21 protein-coding genes are annotated in these 18,905 nt (G+C 27.8%); 1 reads left to right on the top strand and 20 read right to left on the bottom strand.

What is annotated here, in order from left to right; translation table 11 throughout:
* Positions 1-13: 13 nt before the first annotated feature.
* The 8 genes from HH195_RS01680 to HH195_RS01645 form a co-directional block, all read right to left on the bottom strand.
* Positions 14-409, bottom strand: a complete 396-nt coding sequence (locus HH195_RS01680; protein WP_055260177.1) for an RrF2 family transcriptional regulator — start codon at positions 407-409, stop codon at positions 14-16.
* Positions 410-507: 98 nt separating this feature from the next.
* Positions 508-1,287 (bottom strand): TMEM164 family acyltransferase, encoded by a 780-nt coding sequence (locus tag HH195_RS01675; protein WP_196371340.1) that lies wholly within the window; start codon positions 1,285-1,287, stop codon positions 508-510.
* Positions 1,288-1,360: 73 nt separating this feature from the next.
* Positions 1,361-2,227 (bottom strand): DUF4434 domain-containing protein, encoded by an 867-nt coding sequence (locus HH195_RS01670; RefSeq protein ID WP_196371339.1) that lies wholly within the window; start codon positions 2,225-2,227, stop codon positions 1,361-1,363.
* A 184-nt stretch (positions 2,228-2,411) separates the two neighbouring features.
* Positions 2,412-2,666: an SHOCT domain-containing protein gene (locus HH195_RS01665; RefSeq protein WP_055260174.1), complete on the bottom strand. Its 255-nt coding sequence runs from the start codon at positions 2,664-2,666 to the stop codon at positions 2,412-2,414.
* A 164-nt stretch (positions 2,667-2,830) separates the two neighbouring features.
* The gene (gene hcp / locus HH195_RS01660; protein WP_196371338.1) at positions 2,831-4,474 is read right to left on the bottom strand and encodes a hydroxylamine reductase; all 1,644 of its coding nucleotides are present in this window, start codon (positions 4,472-4,474) and stop codon (positions 2,831-2,833) included.
* Positions 4,475-4,670: 196 nt separating this feature from the next.
* Positions 4,671-5,708, bottom strand: a complete 1,038-nt coding sequence (locus HH195_RS01655) for a M42 family metallopeptidase (RefSeq protein ID WP_196371337.1) — start codon at positions 5,706-5,708, stop codon at positions 4,671-4,673.
* 17 nt (positions 5,709-5,725) lie between these two features.
* Positions 5,726-6,241 (bottom strand): PaaI family thioesterase, encoded by a 516-nt coding sequence (locus HH195_RS01650; protein WP_196371336.1) that lies wholly within the window; start codon positions 6,239-6,241, stop codon positions 5,726-5,728.
* A gap of 300 nt (positions 6,242-6,541) precedes the next feature.
* Positions 6,542-7,210 (bottom strand): helix-turn-helix transcriptional regulator, encoded by a 669-nt coding sequence (locus tag HH195_RS01645; RefSeq protein ID WP_195926895.1) that lies wholly within the window; start codon positions 7,208-7,210, stop codon positions 6,542-6,544.
* 127 nt (positions 7,211-7,337) lie between these two features.
* On the opposite strand from HH195_RS01645, the gene HH195_RS01640 reads away from it, so the two are divergent.
* Positions 7,338-9,101, top strand: a complete 1,764-nt coding sequence (locus HH195_RS01640) for a glycoside hydrolase family 13 protein (protein WP_196371335.1) — start codon at positions 7,338-7,340, stop codon at positions 9,099-9,101.
* Positions 9,102-9,239: 138 nt separating this feature from the next.
* Here the strand turns inward: HH195_RS01640 and HH195_RS01635 are convergent, their stop codons facing one another.
* The 12 genes from HH195_RS01635 to HH195_RS01580 all read right to left on the bottom strand — a co-directional run bounded on the left by HH195_RS01635 (position 9,240) and on the right by HH195_RS01580 (position 18,894).
* Positions 9,240-9,527 carry an ATP cone domain-containing protein gene (locus tag HH195_RS01635; protein ID WP_196371334.1) on the bottom strand — a complete coding sequence of 96 codons (288 nt, stop codon included), beginning with the start codon at positions 9,525-9,527 and terminating at the stop codon, positions 9,240-9,242.
* Positions 9,528-9,580: 53 nt separating this feature from the next.
* The gene (gene fsa / locus HH195_RS01630; protein WP_196371333.1) at positions 9,581-10,234 is read right to left on the bottom strand and encodes a fructose-6-phosphate aldolase; all 654 of its coding nucleotides are present in this window, start codon (positions 10,232-10,234) and stop codon (positions 9,581-9,583) included.
* A gap of 43 nt (positions 10,235-10,277) precedes the next feature.
* Entirely contained in the window at positions 10,278-10,556 is a 279-nt protein-coding gene (locus HH195_RS01625; RefSeq protein WP_055260166.1) for a hypothetical protein, read from the bottom strand.
* Between the two features lie 22 nt (positions 10,557-10,578).
* Positions 10,579-11,514: a transketolase family protein gene (locus HH195_RS01620; protein ID WP_196371332.1), complete on the bottom strand. Its 936-nt coding sequence runs from the start codon at positions 11,512-11,514 to the stop codon at positions 10,579-10,581.
* On the bottom strand, positions 11,514-12,335 hold the full coding sequence (locus HH195_RS01615) for a transketolase (RefSeq protein ID WP_196371331.1): 822 nt from the start codon (positions 12,333-12,335) through the stop codon (positions 11,514-11,516). The genes HH195_RS01620 and HH195_RS01615 overlap by 1 nt, the downstream gene beginning before the upstream one ends.
* The gene (locus HH195_RS01610; RefSeq protein WP_196371330.1) at positions 12,328-13,182 is read right to left on the bottom strand and encodes an L-ribulose-5-phosphate 3-epimerase; all 855 of its coding nucleotides are present in this window, start codon (positions 13,180-13,182) and stop codon (positions 12,328-12,330) included. Before HH195_RS01610 ends, HH195_RS01615 begins: the two co-directional genes overlap by 8 nt.
* A 3-nt stretch (positions 13,183-13,185) precedes the next feature.
* Positions 13,186-13,890 carry an L-ribulose-5-phosphate 4-epimerase gene (gene araD / locus HH195_RS01605; RefSeq protein WP_055260162.1) on the bottom strand — a complete coding sequence of 235 codons (705 nt, stop codon included), beginning with the start codon at positions 13,888-13,890 and terminating at the stop codon, positions 13,186-13,188.
* Positions 13,891-13,922: 32 nt separating this feature from the next.
* On the bottom strand, positions 13,923-15,380 hold the full coding sequence (locus HH195_RS01600) for a PTS galactitol transporter subunit IIC (RefSeq protein WP_196371329.1): 1,458 nt from the start codon (positions 15,378-15,380) through the stop codon (positions 13,923-13,925).
* A gap of 94 nt (positions 15,381-15,474) precedes the next feature.
* On the bottom strand, positions 15,475-16,506 hold the full coding sequence (locus HH195_RS01595) for a hypothetical protein (RefSeq protein WP_196371328.1): 1,032 nt from the start codon (positions 16,504-16,506) through the stop codon (positions 15,475-15,477).
* A gap of 52 nt (positions 16,507-16,558) precedes the next feature.
* The gene (locus HH195_RS01590) at positions 16,559-16,849 is read right to left on the bottom strand and encodes a PTS sugar transporter subunit IIB (RefSeq protein ID WP_055260159.1); all 291 of its coding nucleotides are present in this window, start codon (positions 16,847-16,849) and stop codon (positions 16,559-16,561) included.
* 59 nt (positions 16,850-16,908) lie between these two features.
* Complete coding sequence (locus tag HH195_RS01585) at positions 16,909-18,390, bottom strand: PTS sugar transporter subunit IIC (RefSeq protein ID WP_196371327.1); 1,482 nt, start codon at positions 18,388-18,390, stop codon at positions 16,909-16,911.
* Between the two features lie 69 nt (positions 18,391-18,459).
* Positions 18,460-18,894 carry a PTS sugar transporter subunit IIA gene (locus HH195_RS01580; RefSeq protein ID WP_058994145.1) on the bottom strand — a complete coding sequence of 145 codons (435 nt, stop codon included), beginning with the start codon at positions 18,892-18,894 and terminating at the stop codon, positions 18,460-18,462.
* Positions 18,895-18,905 lie beyond the last annotated feature (11 nt).

Here is an 18,905-nt window from a genome sequence, read left to right as displayed (position 1 = left end):
CTTTATTTTTTAACTAAATTATATCTTGCAAACTATAGTTTTTAAATTCATCTATAAAAGAGCCTAAAGCATCATATATTACCCTTTTAAACTTACAATTTTTATTTAAATTACAAGTATTGCTTTCTTCACAAAAACATTCAACTATATCTAAATTATCTTCAGTTATTTCTAAAACTTCTCCAAGGTTAATATTTTTAGGGTCCATACCTAATGATAATCCTCCATTACGCCCCTTTATTGATGTAATATAATCAGTTTTAGCTAATTTATGTACTATTTTTTTTACATGATGTTCTGATATTTGAAAGCTATTTGCTAACTCCTCTACAGTGCATAGTTTGTTTTGATTTTTAGCTAGGTGTATTAGTATTCTAAATGAATAATCAGAAAACTTAGATAAATACATATTAATCACAACCTTTTTATATTATCTATCTAATTATATCAAATATATAAACAAAAAATAATTAAAGTTTGGATTAAAATTTTTATATATAATAAATTCTATTCTAATTCTGCCTTATTCAATTTATCTTTTTCTATAATTGTCTTATACTCAAGCTTAAAATTAGCATCTATTTCCCACAATATAAATTTTATTAAAAAGTAACTAATTCCTATTGATAAATTTATAAAAATTAATGATAAAACAATATAATTACTTTTAGATAATATATTATAAATAACAGATATATTACCATTTATAAAGTTATAATTATTATCTAAAATAGTTCCTAAAGATATTAAAAATACAGAATAAATATTAGTAAAAATTAAAATATTTTTTAATATTTTTTTTTCTAACTTAAATCCTTCTATAGAAATGATATATGTTATTGCACACACTAAAATCATATATCCAAAATAATTTAAACCTTCATATATATAATTTTTTTCAAATATATTGGTAACCATTAGAGAATATATACCTATAAAAAACCCTAAACAACATGACATATTTTTCATAACTGAGTTATTTTTTAATATGGCTACTACTAAAAGCACAATTGATATCCTTGATATACATAATGGAAACAAATCTAAAACATTATTTGTTGGTAAAAAAATATTTTGTATAGTTAAAAATACTTGTTGCAATATCAATAAACTTATAAATAAAATATTTATTTTTTTATTAAGTTCCAAATTTTTTCTTAAGGTTCCACTATTTCTAATTATTATGTAACATATAAGTAACGTTGCTAATATAATTATTACTTTTCCAAGTGAATTAAATGTATAACTTGTTCCTTGATTTATAAAGAATAATTTCATTGATTTCATAATTCCTCCTATTCGTATAACCATTGTTCTTAATATTATTATTCCCTATAAATTGTCATATATATTCTATAATTTAATTTTTATCATTCTGATAATGATTTATACTAAAAGCTATATGTCCTTTAACATAATTTTTAATTATATTAGCTCGCTCTAAAAATTCTTCTTCACTCGCCGAAACAAGTTTACCTCCTTTCTTTTTAAATGTTTCAGTATCAGCATATAATATTACATCCAAATCATCTGTAGCTCTTTTTGTATGTAAAAATAACTTTTCTATATTTTTTAATGTATTAAAACCTGCTCCTATACTATCTTGCAATGCTAAAATATCTATTTTACATTCCCTTAAGGCTTCCTTTAATGCTTTTTCCCATGCTCTTATAGTTAAAATTCTAGGTCCTCGTATATTAAAATATGGACTTATCATTACACTTAAATCGCTTTTTCTCTTTATATTTTCGCTTATTTCTTTTAAAAATTTATTTATATTTTTTCTTTGTGTTTTAGTAGCTATAAAATAATCTGATAATTCATATGGGATATACCATCCAGATATAACTTTATTATCTCCGTATTTCTCAAAAATTTCATTAAAAAGAATATTATTTGTGTATGCTTCTTTTAAAATCCATCTACGGCTTAAAGGACCTAATATCCACCACAGTTTACTTTCCCCAAGACCTATTCTTACTTTTGAATTAGTTTCTTTTGCCGCATCTAAACAATTTTTTATCATATCTACACTATTTTTTTTAAATTCTATATTATTGGTTTCATAAAAACATACCTTATTCAAGGTATCAAAAACACTTTGAAGAATTATCTCATTTATATTTTTTTCCTTTAACATACTAAATTCATCTATCCATCTCTTTTTAGAAAAATTTTTAGCATACCACGCCTGAATAAAAGATGATTCAAAATTTATATTTTTCAAGTTAAGTTCCTCCATTTTGATTTTCTTTTGTTAAATAAGTTAAAAGCAGATACAAGTAATCATTTTACCCCGTATCTGCTAAAGTGTATATATTATATAATTGTGGTTTGTTAGTATCTTTTTTATTCTTAGTTAATCTTTTTTTTACAATATATTTTTTATTAATTTAAAAGCATTTGAATTTTTATTTTCGTAATTGTTCTTTCTTGTGAGCATATTCCTCTTCTGAAATCTCACCTCTTACATACCTTTCATCTAAAATATTCATAGCATTTCTATTTACATTATTTGTATTATTACTTTCATTAGTCATATCTTTTTTATTATTAGAATTCATGGACAACTTCACTATGAAATACACACCAACTAAAATAACTAATACTATTATAAAAATAGTCATTCCATTTCCAATTATTCCATTTCCATAGTACATCATCATTTAGCTTCCTCCTCTCCTTTGTATAAACTTTAAATATTCCCAAATGTCTAAAATTCATTATTTCTACTATAAAAATCATACCTTACTTTTGTTACAATTTTGTGAATAAATTCTTTATTTTAAAAGTAAAGTGCAATAATCAATTTGATTATTGCACTTTATCATTAATTTAATGTAGTTTGTAAATCTTTATCTGGTGTACTTATTGGTCGTAAATCAAATGTATCTACTAAGTATTGCAATACATTAGGAGATAAAAATGCTGGAAGTGTTGGTCCTAAGTACATCCCCTTAATTCCTAATGAAAGCAATGCTAAAAGGTCTGCTACTGCTTTTTGTTCATACCAGGACAATATAATTGATAATGGAAGTGAATTTACATCTGTATCAAAAGCATCTGCCAAAGCCAATGCAATTCTTACAGCTGAATAAACATCATTACATTGACCAACATCTAATAATCTTGGAATACCATCTATTGTTCCAAAATCTAATTTATTAAATCTGTATTTTCCACAAGCTAAAGTAAGTATTATACAATCTTTTGGTACCATTTTTGCAAAATCTGTATAATAATTTCTTCCAGGTCTAGCTCCATCACATCCTCCAATTACAAAGAAATGTTTTATTTTTCCCTCTTTAACTAGCTTAACTATTTCCTCAGCATGAGCTAGTGTTGCTTTGTGACCAAAACCTACTAATATTTCTTTTGTTTCTTCATCTTCTTTAAATCCACCAAGTTCCAAAGCTTTATTTATTATTTCTGTAAAATCTTTTGTTCCATCTTCTTTAAATGGTACATGTTTTACACCTTCCCAACCAACTACATTGGTTGTAAATATTCTATCTTTATAACTATCCCTAGGTCTCATGATACAGTTTGTGGTCATAAGGATACACCCTGGAATTCCATCAAATTCTTTTTGTTGATTTTGCCAAGCTCCTCCAAAGTTACCAACTAAATGTTTATACTTTTTAAGTTCTGGGTAGCCATGAGCTGGCAACATTTCTCCATGAGTATAAATATTGATTCCTTTATCTTTTGTTTGTTCTAATAATTGTTCTAAATCTCTTAAATCATGACCTGATATTATTATAAATGGACCTTTTTTAATATTTACATTAACTTTATGTGGAGTAGGACTATTAAATTTTTCATTATTGGCTTTATCTAAAACCTTCATAACTTCAATACTAGCCTCTCCTGCTTTCATTGTTAGAGTTATTAAATGTTCAACTGTTAATTTATCATCAGTTAAAGCCTCTAATGCAGTTATATAAAACTTATCAACAAAATCACTTTTATAGTTAATATATCTTGCTTGATGTCCATATGCACTAATTCCCTTTAATCCATATAATATTGTGCTTCTTAGAGAACGAATATCTTGATCTATTGTATCATCATACATTATTCCAGCTTTTTCTGCGTCTTTTAACATTTCTGATTTTGTAGAACTTAAATTATATGTAGCTTGTTCTCTATCAATTTTATCTGTTACTTGCTTTCTTAAATCCTCTTTTATCTCTTGAGATTTTTTAAGAAGATTTATATGAACATCACTATCAAAATTTACATTGGTTAATGTTGTAAAAAGACAATCTTCAATAAACTTTGGAATACACTCTGGAACTTCTTTTCCATTGTCTAGCATATTCTTTGCATAACAAGCTATACCCTTTAATTGATATATTAATAAATCTTGCATATTAGCTATTTCTGGTACCTTACCACAAACACCTACTCTTGTACATCCTTTTCCACCTACTGTTTGTTCACATTGGTAACAAAACATTGCATTTTCCAAAACAATTCCTCCATCCCTTTTTTAACATATTTTAATTAATACAATCTTAGTATTAATTAAACACATTACTTTTATACTATGTAATGTGTTTTTTATTTTAGTATAATGCTTACCTCAAACAATAAACTGTACAAAAAATACGTAAACTTATCTAAATCAATAATTATTTTATAAATCTACCAACTCTAAATTATCATTATTTTGTTAAATAGAAATATAAAAGTTTCATAGTATTTTCAATAGCACTATAATGTGTTCTTTCCATACCATGAGATGCATTTACTCCAGGTCCAATCAAAGCTCCCCTTATGTTATTTCCTCCTCTTAAAGCTGCACCTACATCAGAACCATATCTTGGATATATATCAACTGCATAACCTATATTATTATCCTTTGCCAAATTTATAAGATCAGTCGTCATATTAAAATCATAAGGTCCTCCAGAATCTTTAGCACATATACTAACCATTTCCTCTGTACAACCTAAGTCATCTCCAATACACCCCATATCAACAGCTATCATTTCTGTTATATCTTGTGGAATATATGACGCCCCATGTCCTACTTCTTCATAAGTTGATATAATAATTTTTGTTGTATAACTTGGAACTATTTTTTGCCTGCTCATAGCCTCCAATAAGCCTATTAAAGCTGATACACTTCCCTTATCATCAATAAATCTAGATTTTATAAACCCACTTTCTGTTATAGTAGTCTTAGTATCAATAAATATAAAATCACCTGAACATATATCTAATTTTTCAACATCCTCTTTTGAATATACCAATTCATCAATTCTAACTACCATATTTTTTTCATCACGATTTCTTGTTGAACTATCATCAAAAACATGCGCTGCGGAACTTTCACTCAAAAATGTTCCAGTATATATTTTCCCAGACCTAGTTCTTATCTTACAATACTCACCATCTAATGTCGGTAAAATAGGGCCTCCAAGACTTGTAAATCTTAAATTTCCTTCGCTTGTTATAGATCTAACCATAGCACCTAAAGTATCAACATGTGCAGAAAGTCCTACAACTTTATCGTCCTTTTTTCCTTTTACAGTAATTACTCCGCATCCTTTGTTAGTGGTTTCAAATTCATATCCAAACGACTCTACTATATCCTTTATATAATCCATTATTTCAAAACAAAAACCTGTTGGACTATTAAATTCCAATATCTTTTTTGCTGTATTTAATACATATTCTTTATTAATTAATAATTCCATATCTTCTCCTTAAATTACTATATATTTTGTGGAATGTCTATTTCCTTTAAATCATTATCTGTTATATTTAAAGTCCATTCATCATCATCTAAACTTTCACCCGATATCTTCTCTATTGGCATCTTTATATATTTCCCTGTCGCAGTAACTGCTATATCTCCATTCTCTAATATAATTTCTCCCGAACCTTCAAATATCTTTCTAGTATTTCTTGTTATTCGTCCTATCGCTTTTATCTCTTGTTCTAAAGGAACTGGTTTTTTATATTTGATATTAAGCTCAACAGTAACCCCCCAAATTCCTGGCTCTTTAATTGCAATAGCCCTTGCTATAACCTCATCTAAAATAGCAGATGATACACCTCCATGCACTCTTCCTGGATAACTTTGATGAAGTTCTCCTGTTTTACAAAGAGATAAAAGTTCACCATTTTCTAATTCATAAAACTCACTTTTTAAACCAAATTCATTTTTCAAACCACATACAATACATTTTTTTCCATTAGCCTGTTTTTGAACTACATTTACTTTCATCCTCTAAACCTCCCTTTTAATATATCTACATATAATTATAGACGAAATATCATAAAAAAGTGATTTAAATTTTATATTTGTGGAAATAATTAAAGCAAAGAGGTGATATTTATGCTAAATAATAACAAATTAAATCAAGGTAATTTATTAATCATTTTTATTCTAAATTTTATTATCTGTTTAAGTTTCATTTTAGGAATGTATTTGGTTCCTTATATGCTTTTTAAATAGAAAAGTCCTTGGATAATTCTCCAAGAACTTTTTTTATGTAAAAAGTATTTTATTTCTACATATAATCCTTTAAAAATAATGTGTATTTCTATATTCTGTTGGAGTTATACCAACTATTTTTTTAAAAACTTTCGTAAAATGACTTTGATCATAAAAACCTAAAATAATTGATATGTCTAAAATACTTTTAGTAGTCCTTAATAACAACACCTTTCCTCTTTCAATTTTTAATTTTCTTACATACTCCATAAGAGATATTCCCATATATTTTTTAAATAAATTAAATGCATATCCCTCTGAAATATTTACAGCTTTAGCAATGTCTTTTGCGTGTATATGATTCTCAATACTTACGTGAATCACTTGTAAAATTTTATTTAAAATAAAATTTTCAGTAACTTGTACATCCTTTATTAAAAAATCCAGATAACATATAGCCATATTTATTTCTAATTTTTGTAAATCTTTTAATTTATCTGTATTTTGAATAATATTATAAAAATCATTATATATAGGATGCAAATATTTTTTCGAAATACCTTCTTTTATTATCTCTTTTACATAAATAGCATTCCATATGATTAAATCATTTTTCTTATCTAAAATATCTATATTATTAATTATTTCTTCTATGTGTTTATCATTTATAACTTTTAAAATAACGTTTTTTTCTTTATTCTTTATTAAGGCATCTATATCATTGTTAAATATATAATAATCTGATTTAAAAGTTCCCATAAAATCTCCTTAAATTTTAGATAATATATATACCAATTATATTGTAAATATACAAATTTTTTCAATATATTTTGATATAATTACGTTATCTTATTGTTATATAAATAAATTTAAGGAGATAAAACCCATGAACAAATTTGGAATACTTCATTTATTAGATATCCCATACACTTATGCTGAAGATTCTAATACACTTACAATCAGAATTAGAACCTGTAAAAATGATATTAAAAATTGCAAAATATATTATAAAGATAGATATGACTATCATTTACCCTATAAATCAAAAGATATGTATATAGTTTCGGAAACAGACCTTTTTACTTATTATGAAACCTCCATATCTGTCAAATGGAATCGATACAGATATTTTTTCGAGCTAACTGATTTTAATAATTTTACAACTCTTTTTAATGAACGAGGATTTATTGACGAAAAATATGATAATACAAACCAACAAAGCAAAACATCTAATACGCTTCTAATAAATGCTTTTCAATTTCCTTACATTGCTAGAGAAGATGTTTATAATGAGTCAAAATGGCTTCAAGAATCTATAATTTATCAAATATTCCCTGATAGATTTTGTAATGGTAATTCTGTGATAAATCCAAAAAACACAAAACCTTGGGGATATCCACATGTAGATTATCACTCAAAATTTGGTGGTGATATTCAAGGAATTATAGACAAATTAGATTATTTAGAAGATTTAGGTGTAAACGTTGTTTATTTAACTCCAATATTTAAATCATCTTCAAATCATAAATATAATACTCAAGACTATTATACAATAGACCCTGAATTTGGAAGCAATGAGCTTGTGAAAGAATTAATTGATAAATGTCATAAAAAAAACATAAAAATAATTTTTGATGCTGTGTTTAACCATTCTGGAGATGATTTTTTTGCATTTAAAGATGTGTTGAGAAATCAAAAAAACTCCAAATATAGTGATTGGTATATCATAAACAGCTTTCCAGTTTCAACTGAAAAGATAAATTACTACGCTTTTGGAAATGCTCATAAAAATATGCCTAAACTAAATACAAGTAATCCTGAGGTCACAAAATATCTTTTAGATGTAGCAAAATTTTGGATTAAAGAATATAAAATAGATGGTTGGCGATTAGATGTTTGCGATGAGGTTAGCCACACATTTTGGAAAAAATTTAGGGATACTATTAAAAGCGTTAATAAGGATGCTGTAATAATCGGCGAAATAATGCATGAAGCTAATAATTTTTTGAAAGGCGACCAATTAGATTCTATAATGAATTATCCAATAAAATTTGCTTGTGTTGATTTTTTTGCTAAAAAAAATATTACTGCTAGAGAATTTTTGAATATTTTAGGTCAAAATAGAATGCTTTATATGAATAGTATAAATAAACAATTATTAAATCTTATAGGAAGTCACGATACTGCAAGATTTTTAACTGAATGTCATGATAACATAGAAAAAATGAAGCTTGCCATTTGTTTTCAATTTACCTATATTGGCGTTCCATATATCTATTACGGTGATGAAATTGGTCTGTGTGGTGGAGAAGATCCTCAAAATAGAAAATGTATGATTTGGAATGAAAAACTTCAAAATCATGCCCTATTAAACTTTTATAAAAAAATGATTACTATCAGAAAAAAACATCCAACTTTTGTATATGGAGATTTTAAAGAAATATCTGGAGAAAATAATATCCTGTCTTACTCCAGAGAATATAATAATGAAAAATATATAATTATTATTAATAATAATGACGATAGTGAATATATTGATTTAAATTCTAATTATACTTGCACAAATCTTATAACTAATAAAATAGAAATATTAAATTCTAATACACTTTTAAAGTCAATGGAATTTAAAATTTTACACGTAATTTCATAAAATTTTTATTATAAAGTATTATATAAGATAGACAAATAGGTATACCTTAGTATCATTAAAAACCTATTTGTCTATATTTAAAACTTAATTAAGTATACATATCATTTTTATTCTACAAGTTCATTAATTTAAATATATTTACGAATATTTTCTAAAAGCAATATCCATATAAGATTCTGCTACCTCTGAAAACCCTTCATTAATTAAAGCACAATAAACCATCCCTTTAAGTTCATATGTTGAAATTACACGTGACAAACTATCCTTATGAACTTTTGTTATCATGTACAATATTTCATGAACTAATAACTTAATATCAGATTCTGTAAGAAAAATTCCAACATCATTAGCAGAATTTATAATACTATGCTCTATTTTAATAGTTTTAAAATTACGTATAAATCCATTTCTTTTTCTTACTTGCATTATCACCAAAACCTTTCCGTTAACATTTAAAACTATTTGAATATATAATATTTTTATTTTCCAAAAACCTTTTCATAATCTTGTTGAAATTTTAATATTCCCGCATCAGTTAAGGGATGTTTTGTCATTTGTTCTATTACACCATAAGGAATGGTTGCTATATCTGCTCCAGCTAATGCACATTCTTTTACATGTATAGGATTTCTTACGCTAGCTGCAATTATTTCTGTATCAAAATTATATATTTTAAATATACTAGATATTTCTTTTATCAATTCTATACCTGATTGAGATATGTCATCTAAACGACCTAAAAATGGTGAAACATAAGATGCACCAGCCCTTGCTGCTAAAAGTGCTTGATTTGATGTAAATACCAAAGTAACATTTGTTTTAATCCCTTCTTTTGAAAGAACCTTAACAGCTTTTAATCCTTCTATTGTCATAGGTATTTTTACAACCATATTTTTGTGAATAGATGCAATTTCTCTTCCCTCTTTAATCATTCCTTCTACTGAAGTAGTTGTCGCTTTTACTTCTCCACTTATAGGCCCATCAACTATCTGCGTAATTTCGGTAATAACTTCTTTAAAATCTCTTCCTTCTTTTGCTATAAGCGATGGGTTAGTAGTTACCCCACAAATTACTCCCATATCATTTGCCTTTTTTATATCCTCTACTTTAGCTGTATCTACAAAAATTTTCATAATATATTTCTCCTTATCTTTATATCTAAATATCTTCTAAATTTTAATTTTTTTGTTTCATTTTTTCTCTAAGTTTCATTGCTTTATTTGTTTTATATAAAATAAATATGGTGTATAATATTACAACAGCTGATATAATATTCGGTATAATTGTAGTAAATCCTAATATTAGAGCTATGAAATCAAAAATAATTATAGCTACAATTGATTTAACTTCAATTTTCCTAATATACCTTGAGCCCCCAATTTTTTTAACTGAGTAAAAAATTACTCCCACTAATAATATTAAATTTACAATGTTAACTACAAAAAAATTAGGCATTTTATATCAACTCCTTATCCCTTTAACCAATAACCTTTTTACAAGCAGAAACAATATTTTCAGAAGTTAAACCATAAGCTTTTAGAAGTTCATCCGGTTTACCACTTTCACCAAACTTATCATTAACACCAATTCTTACAACTGAAACAGGTCTTTCTTCACACACAACCTCAGATACTGCAGAACCTAATCCTCCTATTATACTGTGCTCCTCAACTGTAACTATTGCACCAGTTTCTCTAGCAGCTTTTAGTATAATTTCTTTATCTATAGGTTTTAAAGTGTGTATGTTTATAACTCTAGCATTTATACCTTCTTTAGCTAACATTTCTTTAGCCTCTAAAGCAACATCTACCATTATCCCTGTTGCAACTATTGTTACATCATTACCACCTGCAAGTTCAACACCTTTTCCAATTTCAAAACTATATCCATCTCTATCATTTATAACATTTACTGCCGCTCTTCCAAGTCTTACATAACAAGGCCCGTTATATTTTGCAACAGCTCTTATTACAGCTTCAGTTTCAATTGCATCTGATGGACATATAACTGTCATGTTTGGTATACTTCTCATTAAAGATAAATCTTCAATAGCTTGATGAGATGCACCATCTTCTCCTACTGTAAGTCCTGCATGAGTTGCACATACCTTTACATTTAAATTAGGATAACATATAGAGTTTCTTATTTGTTCAAAAGCTCTTCCTGCTGCAAACATAGCAAAAGTACTAACAAAAGGAATCTTTCCACAAGTTGAAAGTCCTGCTGCAACTCCCATCATATTTCCTTCTGCAATTCCCATATTGAAAAATCTATCCTCTGCTACCTTTTTAAAATCCGCTGTTTTTGTAGACTTTGAAAGATCTGCGTCTAATACTACTATATTTTCAACTTCTTCAGCTAATTTTGCTAAAGTTTTTCCGTAAGCTTCTCTTGTTGCTATTTTATTTGCCATTACTCTTGTCCTCCTAACTCTTTAAGTGCCTTTGCACATTGTTCTTTACTTGGAGCAGTTCCATGCCATGCTGCTTCATTTTCCATAAATGAAACACCTTTTCCTTTTATAGTATTTGCAATTATACAAGTTGGCATATTTTTAGTATTTCTTGCTTTTTCTATAGCATCTATTATTTCCTCATAGTTATGTCCATCTATTATAAGAATATTCCATCCAAAAGCCTCAAATTTTTTATCTATTGGTCTTGGATTCATTACATTTGTAACATCTCCATCTATTTGTAACCCATTTGAATCTACGAATATTGTTAAATTATCTAATTTATAATGAGCTGCTGCCATTGCTGCTTCCCACACTTGTCCTTCTTCAAGCTCTCCATCTCCTAAAACTGCAAATGTTCTATAAGATTTATTATCAAGCTTTCCTGCTAATGCCATTCCAACTGCTGCTGATATCCCTTGACCTAATGAACCTGTTGACATATCTATCCCTGGTAAATCATTCATGTTTGGATGTCCTTGAAGCTTTGAACCTATTTTTCTTAAAGTTTTTAATTCTTTAGCATCAAAAAATCCCTTTCTTGCTAAAGCACTGTATAGAGCTGGTGCTGCATGCCCTTTTGATAAAACAAATCTATCTCTATTTTCATCCTTTGGATTTTTAACATCTATATTCATTTCCTTAAAATATAATGTTGCCATTATATCTGCTATTGATAATGATCCACCTGGATGTCCTGATGCTGATTCTGTCAACATCTCTACAATATCTTTTCTTATTACTCTTGATATCTCTTTTAAACTTTCTATACTATTCATGTGCTCCTCCTACATTATCTATTATCTCTCTTAAAAATTTATTAGCTTCTTTAATATTATCTTGCCAATTCTCCTCACCATGATACCAAAACTCTCCAGTAAATCTTCTAACACCTAACTTCCATACTTCTCGTATAACTTTTTCAAACTCTACGCTCCCATATCCAAATCTTATATCTCTATATTTTCCTTCAACCGTATCTTTCAAATGACAAGCAAATAGCGAACCCTCTCCACTTTTTAAGTCATACACAATACTCTTCTTATATATTTTAGATGCATTAGTTAAATTCCCTATATCAGGATAAACCTTTAAATATGGAGAATTTATAATATTTACATACTTCATAGCTTTTTCTACAGTATCCATAAAAGGAGTTTCCATTGTTTCAAATCCTAAAATCACACCATTTTTTGACGCTATTTCTACACTTTTTCTTAAATTCTCTAAAAATAATTTTTCTGTTTCTTCATTATGTTCTTCATAATAAACGTCATAACCAGCTAATTGAATTACCCTCACACCTATATCTTTTGCAAGCATTATTGCTTTTTCCATTATCTCCATTGACCTTTTTCTCACTTCTTCATCTAAGCTACCCATAGGGTATTTTCTATGAGCACTTAAACACATAGAACTTACTCTAATGCCCACCTTAAATTGAGTTTCTAAAAATTTCATACGTTCATCTTGTGTCCAATCAAGCCTTCTTAATTTTTCATTTGTTTCATCTATACTAATTTCAACAAAATCAAACCCATTTTCTTTAGCACAACTTAATTTTTCTTCCCATGTAATATCTGATTTCATTGCTTTTTCATATAATCCTAAACTATACTTTTTCATAATTTATCTCCTATTTTTTTGTCCATAATATGCATTCTTTCCATGCTTTCTTAAAAAGTGTTTTTCTTCTAACACACTACTCATAGTTTTAAAATCCTTTTCACTAAGAAGTTTAGTATGCATTGCCATATTAGCAACCTCCTCTAATACTATTGCATTATATACTGCATCATATGGACTTTTACCCCAAGTAAAAGGGCCATGAGAATGAACTAATACCCCTGGAACATATAATGGATTTTTATCTTTAAATGTTTCAACTATAACTTTACCTGTTTCAAGCTCATAATCCCCTTTTATCTCTTTCTCAGTCATTTCTCTAGTACATGGTATATTTCCATAAAAATAATCTGCATGTGTTGTACCAAGAGGGGGTATATCTTTTCCTGCCTGTGCCCAAATTGTTGCATATCTCGAATGAGTATGGACAACACCCTTTATATCCTTAAATTTATTGTATAATTCAATGTGCGTAGCTGTATCTGAAGATGGATTAAGGTTTCCCTCTACTACTTTTCCTGTTTCTAAACTAACTACTACCATATCATCAATTTTCATTTCATCATAATTCACACCTGATGGCTTTATAACCATATATTTTCTACTTTCATCTATACCTGATACATTTCCCCAAGTTAATACAACTAAATTATTTTTAGGTAATAAAAGATTTGCTTCAAATACTTGCTTTTTTAATTCCTCTAACATAATTCAACTCTCCTTTTTAATATAAAAATACATCAACTTGCCCACTCTTCATCAGCACTAGCTCTATCATTTTTAGCCGCCTGTCTTTCTATATATTCATGTATTTTAGCTTTCTTTGTTTTTACTATAATAAAACATATAAAGTAAACTACTATTACAACGCCTATCCATATAGGATTTTGTGTTAAAAATGCAAAGAATATTGCTCCTGCTATTGGCTGTGCCATCATATTAAAACTTGTTATCATAAGTGCACCTGATGTTAAAGCTATTCCTGCTACTTCTGCTGCATGTGTATAATACGGTGCAGTCCATGTACACATATATAAACCAGCTGAATACCACATTGTAGCTGTTATTATTACTTTTATCATGTTTCCATTTGTAAGAGCTATTATTGATTCAATCATAAATGGTAACGATATCAAGTCAACCATAGGTAGTGTTTCATTACCTGGTAAAATCAAAGCCATACACAACATAATAGGTATTAGGATAGTTCCTGTTAATAATGTAGCTGGTTCACCATATCCTGTAGAATCATCTACACCAATAAACCACTTTTTAACATTTTTAACAGTAGTTTTATCATTGTTGTTTCCCTCTTCTGTATTTCCACCAAGTATACTTTTATTTGCAGCCTCAGCCATAGGCTTAAATGCTTGTCCAAATATACCTGCAATTTTAGGAAATATAAGCATAAGTGCTGCTAAAACTATTCCTAATTTAGTTATTTGTCCCCATGCCACTAAACTATTAAGCCTATCCATATTTCCTAAGAAACCTATAAACAAACCTACAAGCAATCCTAATGTAGCTGGTTCACCAAATACTCCTAATTTCTCTCTTAATCTCTTAGGATTTATTTTAACTTTATTAAGTTTAAAAAAGTTAAGTAGTGGATCAATTAATATTAAAAATAAACTAGCCTCGGTGTTATGCATTGATACAATAGTGCAATTAGGATATTTATAATACTTTGACCATCTATTTGATATAACTTCAAATATAAGTATGCTAAAAAGGTTTAACATAACCATAAGACCAAATGATAATATCCAATTTCCAGTTGCAACATACAACATTGCACCCCAAATCATATATGTATAGTTCAACCATAAATCTGATGGTAGAAATATATCAGTCCATTTTATAAAAAATAAAAACACTTGAAATAGTATTGCAAAAGCAAAGAATGCTAAGCCAATTTCACTTGAGTAGGCAAATACTGACGCTGTTTGCCAACCTAAGTCTATTATTGGTAAATGTATTCCTGTGCTATCTACCATTTGTTTTACTATTGGACTTACTATCGGAGTAAAGGCATTTATTAATAACATAAAGCCCTCTAAACCAATACCAGCGTATAAACCTGATAAAAATGCTTTTTTAGTTTTCATTTTTAGCACTTTACATATTATAAATATAATAACAGGTAAAAATGCTGGAGCCGTTATATTAGTAAAAAAAGAATGCATGAAATTTACCATAACTAATGCCTCCTTAAAATAATAATTAATAATATGCTTGTATATTTAGTATAAACTAAATATACATAATTATTAGTAGCATATTATTTAAAATTTACTCTGTAACAATATATAAAACCGCTTGTCCAACTTCTCTATTTGCTGATATTATAATATCTCTATCTTTTTCATTTATAACATGCACATTGCTTGGACCTACTCCTGACTCTATAACTTTTGTATCAAATATCAATTTTTCTTTATCTACACATTGTATATAAAATAAATCTTTATCTTCTCTCCTATATCCACCAATTATTGTAGGAATTCCTCTAAGTTTTCCTCCCCACACTACATGACCAAAATCCATCTTTTTCTCATATTCATAAATTATTTTATATTCTTTTCCACACTTTTTATTAATTCTAAAATGTTTTCCATGAAATTCTTCTATAGTTACTAACTCATCTTCTCCATCTTCGTCAATATCTATAACAGCAACATCACTTGTTGGTCTATCTATTACTTTTTCAACTCTCCAATCATTATTTTCATAAGGAGGAATCACTCTAAATACACCCTCTTGTGATGTCACATAAGAGACCACCTTGCCATTATATTTTGCTCTACAATATCCATGATTTTTAGTTAACCCTTCTTTAATAACCTTAAATTCAAAAGGTTTAGTTAAATCATTTGGAATTTCACTTACACAAATTTTTCCTGGGTCACTCCAATCATCTTTAAATTTCTTACTATTACACAAAATAGCTCCTATAAAATACAGTTTTCCATCTGCATCTAATATATCAAAACGATGTAAATATGGTAATTTAAATAAAACTTTAATTTCCCATTTACCATCAATATATTTTCCCCATACTATTTGAGATTCTTCTGCTTGAAATGTTGGGAAAAAATTTTGCACAGCTAAAAATTCTCCCTCTCTTTTTGGAATTGGAACTATTGACATAGTTCCTCCAGGCCCATCCCATACAGTTGATTGTTCAAATGTTTTAGAATCATACATAAAACATGAACCTTCACCTTCAGTTGCTACAAGTATCTTTTCCTCTCCATTTATAGTTACACTACTAGTTGCATAACATCTATGTAAATCAGTCAAAAATTTTCTTTCAAACTTCATTAAAAACACTCCTCACTTTAAATTAACATTTACTATCTATACCTAAGATAAATTATTTATTCACTACGTTTTCAAGTATTTTTTCTTCAATTTCTTTTTCTGATAATATATTTTTAAGTCCTATAATTATAGTTCCTGATTTTTGTGCATTAGCAAAATTATCTTTTAATGCTTCTGAACAAAATACCACATCATAAGTTGATGCTTGTGTCTTTGCCACTCCTATACTTGTATGAGTGATTGATACTGGAACATTTAATTTTTTAAAAATCTTCTCTATTTTCATCTTTATAATTTGACTTGATCCCATTCCATTTCCACATGCTGCTATTACTTTTAACATAAATATCTCCTCCTAAAATCAACTTTATTTAATATTATTTTTCTATATAAAATTTATAATTATATGCTATTTTGTTTATTGTTTTCTTTATCTTCTAAATATCCCTCATAATCTTCAACAATTTTAAAATAACCTTTTCTATTTTTAAAATATTGAATTTGAGGAATTAAAAGCATAACTATGAGAGCTATAACTACTCCAACATATTGCAATTTATTCATCAAAAATCCTATAACTGGCCATAATGTAACCCAATCAAAGTTTCCACTATACCCTCCAAAATGAGCCAATCCAAAATAATATGCTGCAAAAGCACCACAAGCTATTTGAATAAATCCTGACAATAAAGGTATTATCATTGAGGCTTTTAAACCACCTTTCTTATATGCAAACACCGCAAATGTAGCGTTATCAAAAAACAAAGGTATAAATCCTGAAATTGCAATTACTGGACTTTTGAAAATCACAAGACCTATTATTGCAATAACTTGTCCAATCACCCCGAATAAAAAACCTATTGTCAATAAATTTGGATGACCAAACCCAAATATTGTTGCACAGTCAACTGCTGTGACTGCTGAACCTGAGAAAAGTTTATCTGATATAGCTTGGAATATTTCCACAAACTCTGAAATAAACATCCTAAGTCCAAGTTGTAATATACTTAAATACACTGTAAAAGTTAATGATTTTTTTATTATGTAAAATACAAAATTTGTATTATTTCTAAAATTCGGATCGAGTTTATGCATCATATTAGGTCCAATTAATAACATTATAATTCCAAAGAAAATTGTAACTATTATGCTAGTTGCGACAACGTTATCATTAAACAAAGATAAAAATTTAGGAAACTTTATATCTCCAATATCCTTTGCATCATTTTCACATTTACCAAACAAACCTGAAATTTTATCTGTAATCCAAACTCCTAACATTTGTTGATGACCAAACGCAAAACCTCCACCTTGAGTAAGCTCTTGACAAGGTTCTACTGTAAGATTAGAAAATACTGCCCAATAAGTTCCCAAAAGTAAACCTAAAATAAGTGCTACCACTATATTGTTTAAACTAGGGAAACAGAAAAATATTAACCATAAAGCTATTGATGATTGTTGTACCATTACCTGTCCTGTAATAAATACAGTCCTCACTTTTGTATATTTTTTTAATAATACAAGAAGTAAATTAAATGCAAATCCTATAACCAAAACAATTATCATCATAGAAAAGGATCTTCCAGCTTTAGTTATAGCTTCCTGGGCTGCAATTTGACCAAAATATGGATCCATAACAGCCATTTGCAAATGAAACGTATCTTTAAGACCTAAAAGAATTGGAGTAAAATTGTTAAAAAAACCGTTTACTGCAACGCTAAAAATTAGATACCCTACAATTGCCTTTATTAACCCTGATATAGCATCATAAATAGGCTTTTTAAGTATTAAGTAGCCTATAAATACTATAAGTCCAACAAGAAATGGCGCACTATCTAATATATTATTTTGAAAAAATTGCCAAGTGTAATTAATGTAACCCATAAAACTTATCATCCTTTTCGTATATTTTACCACTTCTTATAAATATAAAAAATAATAAAATACTATTCTTTAAATTAGTTTCTTTAAATCCTCCACAGACTTTGCATTTAAAAGCTTATCTACTACCTCTTCATCAGATATCAACTCTACCATCTTCGTAAGATTTTTAAGATGAACTTCATTATCTACTGACGCTAATACAAAAAATAACTGAGCATCATATTCTTCACTATCTCCAAAACTAACAGGAGTATTCGTTTTCATAAAGCATATAGATGTTTCATTAACCGCTTTTCCTTCTTGTGCATGAGGTATAGCAATTTTAGGTGCAATTACTATATATGGACCATGCTTTTTTATACTTTGTATTATTAAATCAGAATATTCTTCTTCAATGGCTTTTTGTAATACTAAGGGAGTACATGCAGCTTTCACTGCATCCTCCCAATTATCAAAGCCTTGATGAAAAGAATATCTTTTTTTTTCAATTATCTCTTTTAACATAAACTTTTCCT

Origin of the sequence: Candidatus Sarcina troglodytae (genome assembly GCF_015708635.1) — a bacterium.
GTDB lineage: Bacteria > Bacillota > Clostridia > Clostridiales > Clostridiaceae > Sarcina > Sarcina ventriculi.
The sequence above is the reverse complement of the archived record's forward strand: the minus strand, read 5'-3'. Positions and strand labels throughout refer to the sequence as shown.

Excerpts from the sequence above, each read along its gene's own strand:
- HH195_RS01650 (WP_196371336.1), bottom strand. The coding sequence starts at position 6,241 with ATGAAAGTAAATGTAGTTCAAAAACAGGCTAATGGAAAAAAATGTATT.
- HH195_RS01615 (WP_196371331.1), bottom strand. The coding sequence starts at position 12,335 with ATGAATAGTATAGAAAGTTTAAAAGAGATATCAAGAGTAATAAGAAAA.
- HH195_RS01600 (WP_196371329.1), bottom strand. The coding sequence starts at position 15,380 with ATGGTAAATTTCATGCATTCTTTTTTTACTAATATAACGGCTCCAGCA.
- HH195_RS01675 (WP_196371340.1), bottom strand. The coding sequence starts at position 1,287 with ATGAAATCAATGAAATTATTCTTTATAAATCAAGGAACAAGTTATACA.
- HH195_RS01620 (WP_196371332.1), bottom strand. The coding sequence starts at position 11,514 with ATGGCAAATAAAATAGCAACAAGAGAAGCTTACGGAAAAACTTTAGCA.
- HH195_RS01640 (WP_196371335.1), top strand. The coding sequence starts at position 7,338 with ATGAACAAATTTGGAATACTTCATTTATTAGATATCCCATACACTTAT.
- HH195_RS01595 (WP_196371328.1), bottom strand. The coding sequence starts at position 16,506 with ATGAAGTTTGAAAGAAAATTTTTGACTGATTTACATAGATGTTATGCA.
- HH195_RS01590 (WP_055260159.1), bottom strand. The coding sequence starts at position 16,849 with ATGTTAAAAGTAATAGCAGCATGTGGAAATGGAATGGGATCAAGTCAA.
- HH195_RS01655 (WP_196371337.1), bottom strand. The coding sequence starts at position 5,708 with ATGGAATTATTAATTAATAAAGAATATGTATTAAATACAGCAAAAAAG.
- HH195_RS01635 (WP_196371334.1), bottom strand. The coding sequence starts at position 9,527 with ATGCAAGTAAGAAAAAGAAATGGATTTATACGTAATTTTAAAACTATT.
- HH195_RS01580 (WP_058994145.1), bottom strand. The coding sequence starts at position 18,894 with ATGTTAAAAGAGATAATTGAAAAAAAAAGATATTCTTTTCATCAAGGC.
- HH195_RS01585 (WP_196371327.1), bottom strand. The coding sequence starts at position 18,390 with ATGGGTTACATTAATTACACTTGGCAATTTTTTCAAAATAATATATTA.
- HH195_RS01610 (WP_196371330.1), bottom strand. The coding sequence starts at position 13,182 with ATGAAAAAGTATAGTTTAGGATTATATGAAAAAGCAATGAAATCAGAT.
- HH195_RS01665 (WP_055260174.1), bottom strand. The coding sequence starts at position 2,666 with ATGATGATGTACTATGGAAATGGAATAATTGGAAATGGAATGACTATT.
- araD (WP_055260162.1), bottom strand. The coding sequence starts at position 13,890 with ATGTTAGAGGAATTAAAAAAGCAAGTATTTGAAGCAAATCTTTTATTA.
- HH195_RS01625 (WP_055260166.1), bottom strand. The coding sequence starts at position 10,556 with ATGCCTAATTTTTTTGTAGTTAACATTGTAAATTTAATATTATTAGTG.
- HH195_RS01645 (WP_195926895.1), bottom strand. The coding sequence starts at position 7,210 with ATGGGAACTTTTAAATCAGATTATTATATATTTAACAATGATATAGAT.
- fsa (WP_196371333.1), bottom strand. The coding sequence starts at position 10,234 with ATGAAAATTTTTGTAGATACAGCTAAAGTAGAGGATATAAAAAAGGCA.
- HH195_RS01680 (WP_055260177.1), bottom strand. The coding sequence starts at position 409 with ATGTATTTATCTAAGTTTTCTGATTATTCATTTAGAATACTAATACAC.